The organism is Hydrogenophaga sp. (genome assembly GCF_028698005.1).
Taxonomy (GTDB): Bacteria; Pseudomonadota; Gammaproteobacteria; order Burkholderiales; family Burkholderiaceae_C; genus Hydrogenophaga.
In genome coordinates this window covers 1-6,148 of the sequence record NZ_JAQVEJ010000168.1, presented here as the reverse complement: position 1 = coordinate 6,148, position 6,148 = coordinate 1, and the positions used below count along the sequence as shown (strand labels likewise).

General features: G+C 65.9%; 6 protein-coding genes and 1 pseudogene. 5 read left to right on the top strand and 2 right to left on the bottom strand.

Features of this window, described 5'->3' with window-relative positions; translation table 11 throughout:
- Window positions 1-193: pseudogene (locus PHQ87_RS13665) on the bottom strand (MarR family transcriptional regulator); the annotation flags it as partial.
- A gap of 265 nt (window positions 194-458) precedes the next feature.
- Here PHQ87_RS13665 and recA point away from each other — a divergent pair.
- A complete protein-coding gene (recA, locus tag PHQ87_RS13660; RefSeq protein ID WP_300235413.1) occupies window positions 459-1,580 on the top strand; it encodes a recombinase RecA in 1,122 nt (373 codons plus the stop codon).
- A 17-nt stretch (window positions 1,581-1,597) separates the two neighbouring features.
- Window positions 1,598-2,044: a recombination regulator RecX gene (gene recX, locus PHQ87_RS13655; RefSeq protein ID WP_300235410.1), complete on the top strand. Its 447-nt coding sequence runs from the start codon at window positions 1,598-1,600 to the stop codon at window positions 2,042-2,044.
- Between the two features lie 7 nt (window positions 2,045-2,051).
- Here the strand turns inward: recX and argC are convergent, their stop codons facing one another.
- A complete protein-coding gene (gene argC / locus PHQ87_RS13650) occupies window positions 2,052-2,975 on the bottom strand; it encodes an N-acetyl-gamma-glutamyl-phosphate reductase (RefSeq protein ID WP_300235407.1) in 924 nt (307 codons plus the stop codon).
- Window positions 2,976-3,164: 189 nt separating this feature from the next.
- On the opposite strand from argC, the gene sucC reads away from it, so the two are divergent.
- The 3 genes from sucC to PHQ87_RS13635 all read left to right on the top strand — a co-directional run.
- Window positions 3,165-4,328, top strand: a complete 1,164-nt coding sequence (gene sucC, locus PHQ87_RS13645; RefSeq protein WP_300235405.1) for an ADP-forming succinate--CoA ligase subunit beta — start codon at window positions 3,165-3,167, stop codon at window positions 4,326-4,328.
- Between the two features lie 14 nt (window positions 4,329-4,342).
- Entirely contained in the window at window positions 4,343-5,236 is an 894-nt protein-coding gene (sucD, locus tag PHQ87_RS13640; RefSeq protein ID WP_300235402.1) for a succinate--CoA ligase subunit alpha, read from the top strand.
- Between the two features lie 175 nt (window positions 5,237-5,411).
- On the top strand, window positions 5,412-6,148 hold a 737-nt coding region (locus PHQ87_RS13635), incomplete at its 3' end, for a Stp1/IreP family PP2C-type Ser/Thr phosphatase (RefSeq protein ID WP_300235399.1).

The following is a 6,148-nucleotide window of genomic DNA, read 5'->3' as shown; positions in this document are numbered from 1 at the left end:
GGCGCGTGATGTGGATGTGCGCCGCGCCCACCTGCCGGCGTGCCGCCAGGTTCGACAGCGCCAGCGGCACCTGCGGGTCGTGCGCCATCAGATGCAGCACCCGCTCGTCGAAGCGTCGCAGCGCCTCGCCCATCAGCCGCCCCAGGTGGCCGAGGCGCCAGCGGTCGTCGAGGGAAGCATCCAGGGATGTCATTTGGGCAAGGATTTTGGGAGCAGGCGCACCACGGATCCGGCTTTGCCGGTCCGTCGGTGCGGTCTCCCCTCCGCGCGCCGAAGGCGCCAGAGAGGGGAGAAGCCGCGCCAGCGGCGCAGGGGGATGTTCCTATATAGTAAGGCAAACTGAACAAAAATAGGGTTGATGGCGAGGTATTTGCCGATAAACTCCTGTTCAAGCATCCAGCCTGTATGCACAAACACATGGCTATGCGAGCACCCACTTTCACGCACAGGAGCATTCCATGGACACCGCCGTCAAAGCCAGCAACCCTGCCCTCAACAGCGAAAAGGCCAAGGCCCTGCAGGCCGCGCTGGCCCAGATCGAAAAGCAGTTCGGCAAGGGCACCATCATGCGGCTGGGCGAGGGCGAGGCCGTCGAGGACATCCAGGTCGTCTCCACCGGTTCGCTCGGCCTGGACGTCGCCCTGGGCGTCGGCGGCCTGCCGCGCGGCCGCGTGATCGAGATCTACGGCCCCGAGTCCTCGGGCAAGACCACGCTGACGCTGCAGGTCATCGCCGAGATGCAGAAGCTCGGCGGCCAGTGCGCCTTCGTCGATGCCGAGCACGCCCTGGACGTGCAGTACGCGCAAAAGCTCGGCGTCCAGCTCACCGACCTGCTTATCAGCCAGCCCGACACCGGCGAACAGGCGCTGGAGATCGTTGACAGCCTCGTGCGCTCCGGTGCGGTCGATCTGGTCGTGGTGGACTCGGTGGCCGCGCTCACCCCCCGCGCCGAAATCGAGGGCGAGATGGGTGACCAGTTGCCCGGCCTGCAGGCGCGCCTGATGAGCCAGGCGCTGCGCAAGCTCACCGCCACCATCAAGAAGACCAACTGCACCGTCATCTTCATCAACCAGATCCGCATGAAGATCGGTGTCATGTTCGGCAGCCCCGAAACCACCACCGGCGGCAACGCGCTCAAGTTCTACGCCTCGGTGCGCCTCGATATCCGCCGCACCGGCAGCATCAAGAAGGGCGACGAGGTCATCGGCAACGAGACCAAGGTCAAGGTCGTCAAGAACAAGGTCAGCCCGCCGTTCAAGACCGCCGAGTTCGACATCCTGTTCGGCGAGGGCATCAGTCGCGAAGGCGAGATCCTCGACATGGGGGTGACCGCGCGCATCATTGACAAGTCGGGCGCCTGGTACGCCTACAACGGCGAGAAGATCGGCCAGGGCCGCGACAACGCGCGCGAGTTCCTGCGCGAGAACCCCGGCCTGCGCCTGGAAATCGAGAACAAGGTGCGCGAGTCCCTGGGTGTGCCGCTGCTGCCCGCGGACGGCGCCGATGCCGGCGAGGCCGCGCCAGCCAAGGGCCGCAAGGGCAAGACCTCGGCCGCTGAGGACGCGGGCGGCGTCGAGTAAGCCGGCGACCGTGCCCAATGGGCTTCACCAAGCTCTCGCTGAAGGGCCGCGCACTCAAACTGCTCGCGGCCCGCGAGCATTCCCGCGCCGAACTTGAACGAAAGCTCGCGCCGCACGAGGAAACCCCTGGCGAGCTGGCGCGGGTGCTTGACGAGCTGCAGACCCGCGGTTTCATCAGCGAGGCCCGCGTGGTCGAATCGGTGCTGCACCGGCGTGCAGCCCGTCTGGGTGCGGCGCGCGTGCGGCAGGAACTGCAGGCCAAAGGGATCAGTGCCGAGGCCGTGGCGCAGGCTGTGCAGGCCCTGCGTGTCACCGAGGTCGAGCGTGCCCGCGAGGTCTGGCGGCGCAGGTTCGGCGCACCGGCGCCCGATCCGGCGGGCCGGGTCAAGCAAATGCGCTTTCTCGCCGCGCGCGGTTTCAGCGGCGAGGTGATCCGCCGCGTGGTCGGCGGCGACGACGACTAGGGTCGGATCAGAGCCCCAGCATCAGCCGCAGGTTCTGCACCGCCGCGCCGCTGGCGCCCTTGCCCAGGTTGTCCAGGCGTGCCACCAGCACGGCATGGCGGTGCTGTTCGTTGGCGAACACGCGCAGCTCCAGCTTGTTGGTGTCGGCCAGGGTGTCGGCCGCCAGCTTGTGGTCTTCGGTGGGCGGCAACACGCTGACCCATTGGTCGGGCGTGTTGGTGCGGGCGTAGTGGCTGGCCAGCGCATCGTGCAGGTCGGCGGCCCGGGGCTGGCCCGGCAGCAGGTCCAGATGCAGCGGCAACTGCACCAGCATGCCCTGGCGGAAATTGCCCACCGCCGGCGTGAAGATCGGGCGGCGCGTCATGCCGGCGTAGCGCATGATTTCCGGCAGGTGCTTGTGGCTCAGGCCCAGCGCATAGGCCTCGAACGGCGGCGCTGCGCCCTGTTCGTAGGCTTCGATCATGGTGCGCCCGCCGCCCGAGTAGCCACTCACCGATGGCAGCGCCACCGGAAAGTCGGCTGGCAGCAGGCCGGCGTCCACCAGCGGACGCAGCAAGGCAATGGCGCCGGTGGCGTAGCAACCCGGATTGGCCACGCGCTCGGCGCCCTGGACGGCCGCCATCTGGCCCGCGCACAGCTCGGGGAAACCATAGACCCAGCCTTCGGCACAGCGGTGCGCCGTGCTGGCATCGATGATGCGTGGGCGGTGGCCCGTCAGTCCATCGGCCATGGCCACCGACTCGACGGCGGCATCGTCGTGCAGACACAACAGCACCACATCGGCTTCGCTCATCAGCGCGCGCTTGGCCTCGGGGTCCTTGCGGCGCGCAGGGTCGATGCTCAGTATTTCAATAGCAGGCATGCGTTGCAGACGCTCGCGGATCTGCAGGCCGGTGGTGCCTGCCTCACCGTCGATGAAAACCTTCGCCATGGGAGAAAATCCTTTTGCTGACGCACCTTGTCGGTGCAGTTCGGTCCCGCGCGATCGGGCGCACACGGGCCGCCCGCGGGGTTGGTGCATCGCACCATGATACATTTGGCGGCTGCTGTGTCCAGTGCCTGCATGCCGGCTGCCCGCTGTACAGCCGGGAACACAAACCCCCAGTCCGAGAGAGACCTCATGAAGATACACGAGTACCAAGGCAAGGAAATCTTGCGTCAGTTTGGTGTGCCGGTGCCGCGCGGCATTCCCGCGTTCACCGTGCAGGAAGCCGTTGAGGCGGCGCAGAAACTCGGTGGCCCCGTGTGGGTGGTCAAGGCCCAGATCCACGCCGGTGGCCGTGGCAAGGGCGGTGGCGTGAAGGTGGCCAAGTCGGTTGACGAGGTCAAGGCCCGCGCCACCGACATCCTGGGCATGCAGCTGGTCACGCACCAGACCGGTCCGGAAGGTCAGAAGGTGCGCCGCCTGTACATCGAGGACGGTGCCGACATCCAGAAGGAATACTACCTGTCCGTCGTGACCGACCGCGGCACGCAGAAGGTCGCCTTCATTGCCTCCAGCGAAGGCGGCATGGACATCGAGGAAGTCGCCCACAGCACGCCCGAGAAGATCGTCAAGGTCTTCGTCGATCCGCTGGTCGGTTTCACGCAGGCCCAGGGTGAAGAGCTCGCCAAGGGTGTGGGCATGCCGGCCGACTCCGTGGCCCAGTTCGTCGACGTCTGCAGCAAGCTGTACCGCTGCTACATGGAGACCGACGCCTCGCTGGTCGAGATCAACCCCCTGAACCGTGACTCCAAGGGCAACATCATCGCCCTGGACGCCAAGTTCAACTTCGACGCCAACGCGCTGTTCCGCCACCCCGAGATCGTGGCCCTGCGCGACCTGGACGAGGAAGACCCGGCCGAAATCGAAGCCTCCAAGTTCGACCTGGCCTACATCTCCCTGGACGGCAACATCGGCTGCCTGGTCAACGGCGCCGGCCTGGCCATGGCCACCATGGACACCATCAAGCTGTTCGGCGCCGAGCCGGCCAACTTCCTGGACGTGGGCGGCGGTGCCACCCCCGAGAAGGTCACCGAGGCCTTCAAGATCATGCTCAAGAACCCGAAGGTCAAGGCCATCCTGGTCAACATCTTCGGCGGCATCATGCGCTGCGACACCATCGCCACCGGCGTCATCACCGCCTGCAAGGCCGTGAACCTGAACGTGCCGCTGGTCGTGCGCATGAAGGGCACGAACGAAGAGCTGGGCAAGAAGATGCTGGCCGAATCGGGTCTGCCCATCATCAGCGCCGACACCATGGCCGAAGCCGCCCAGAAGGTGGCCGCTGCCGTCAAAGCCTGAGCCGGAGAACGAACATGTCCATCTACATCAACAAAGACACCAAGGTCATCACCCAGGGCATCACTGGCAAGACCGGCCAGTTCCACACCGAGAAGTGCCAGGAATACGCCAACGGCAAGAACTGCTTCGTCGCCGGCGTGAACCCCAAGAAGGCGGGCGAGCGGATCTTCGACATCCCCATCTTCGGCTCCGTCAAGGAAGCCGCCCAGCAAACCGGCGCCACCGTCTCGGTGATCTACGTGCCGCCGGCCGGTGCCGCTGCCGCCATCTGGGAAGCCGTCGAAGCCGACCTGGACCTGGCCATCTGCATCACCGAGGGCATCCCCATCCGTGACATGCTCGAAGTGCGCAACAAGATGAAGGCCAAGGAAGCCGCCGGCGGCAAGAAGACCCTGCTGCTCGGCCCCAACTGCCCCGGCCTGATCACGCCCGACGAGATCAAGATCGGCATCATGCCCGGCCACATCCACAAGAAGGGCCGCGTGGGCGTCGTCTCGCGCTCGGGCACGCTGACCTACGAAGCCGTGGCACAGCTCACCGAGCTGGGCATCGGCCAGTCGTCGGCCGTCGGTATCGGTGGTGACCCCATCAACGGCCTCAAGCACATCGACGTGATGAAGGCCTTCAACGACGACCCCGACACCGATGCCGTCATCATGATCGGCGAAATCGGCGGTCCCGACGAGGCGGAAGCCGCCCTGTGGTGCAAGGCCAACATGAAGAAGCCCGTGGTCGGCTTCATCGCTGGCGTCACGGCGCCTCCCGGCAAGCGCATGGGCCATGCCGGTGCACTGATCTCCGGCGGTGCCGACACGGCCGATGCCAAGCTGGCCATCATGGAAGAGTGCGGTTTCAAGGTCACGCGCAACCCCTCCGAGATGGGCAAGCTGCTCAAGTCGCTGCTCTGATCTCGTGGCGTCCACCGACGCCGCCGGCCTCCGGCAGATCGCAAAAAGGCAACGCCCGCCCGGCGTTGCCTTTTTTTTGTGTCGCCCACCATCCACGGAATTCGTCGAAAGTGTGACATTTGCCCGCTTTTGATAACAACGGAGCGCCGATAGACGGGATATAACCGACCAGCACATGAAATTCGAGTACTTCAGCCTGACCGATCCGGGGCTCATCCGCGGAAACAACGAGGATGCGGTCGTTGTCGATGACCAGCACCACATTGCGGTGCTGGCCGACGGCATGGGCGGGTACAACGCCGGCGAAGTCGCCAGCGCCATGGCCATCAACCACATCCGCGCCGAGCTTGCCGACTGGCTGGTCGGGGCCGGGCAGCATGCCAGTGCGCGCGAGGTCAAGCACGAGATGGAAATCTGCGCCGACAACGCCAACCGGCACATCTTCGAGGCGGCCCGCCGCAACGCGGACTACGCCGGCATGGGCACGACCCTGGTGCTGGGCCTGTTCCAGCCCGGGCACGCCTTCATCGGCCACGTCGGCGATTCGCGCTGCTACCGGCTGCGCGGGCGCGAGCTGCAACTGCTCACGCGCGACCATTCGCTGCTGCAGGAGCAGATCGATGCCGGCCTCATCACCCCCGAGCTGGCGCAATACGCCGTGCACCGCAACCTGGTGACGCGGGCGCTGGGGGTGGAGGACACGGTGCTGCTGGAGGTCAACGAATTCCGGCTTGAAGTGGGCGACCTGTACCTGCTGTGCTCCGACGGCCTGAACGACATGCTCAGGGACGAGCAGATCGCGGCCGTGCTCGCGCGCCCCAGCGCGCTGGCCGACAAGGGCCGGGCGCTGGTCGAGTCCGCCAACGAGCAGGGTGGACGCGATAACATTTCGATAATATTGGTACAAGTTCA

What these genes read in the sequence shown, in the direction of transcription:
- recX (WP_300235410.1), top strand. Translation starts at nt 1,598, where the DNA reads ATGGGCTTCACCAAGCTCTCGCTGAAGGGCCGCGCACTCAAACTGCTC.
- recA (WP_300235413.1), top strand. Translation starts at nt 459, where the DNA reads ATGGACACCGCCGTCAAAGCCAGCAACCCTGCCCTCAACAGCGAAAAG.
- argC (WP_300235407.1), bottom strand. Translation starts at nt 2,975, where the DNA reads ATGGCGAAGGTTTTCATCGACGGTGAGGCAGGCACCACCGGCCTGCAG.
- sucC (WP_300235405.1), top strand. Translation starts at nt 3,165, where the DNA reads ATGAAGATACACGAGTACCAAGGCAAGGAAATCTTGCGTCAGTTTGGT.
- sucD (WP_300235402.1), top strand. Translation starts at nt 4,343, where the DNA reads ATGTCCATCTACATCAACAAAGACACCAAGGTCATCACCCAGGGCATC.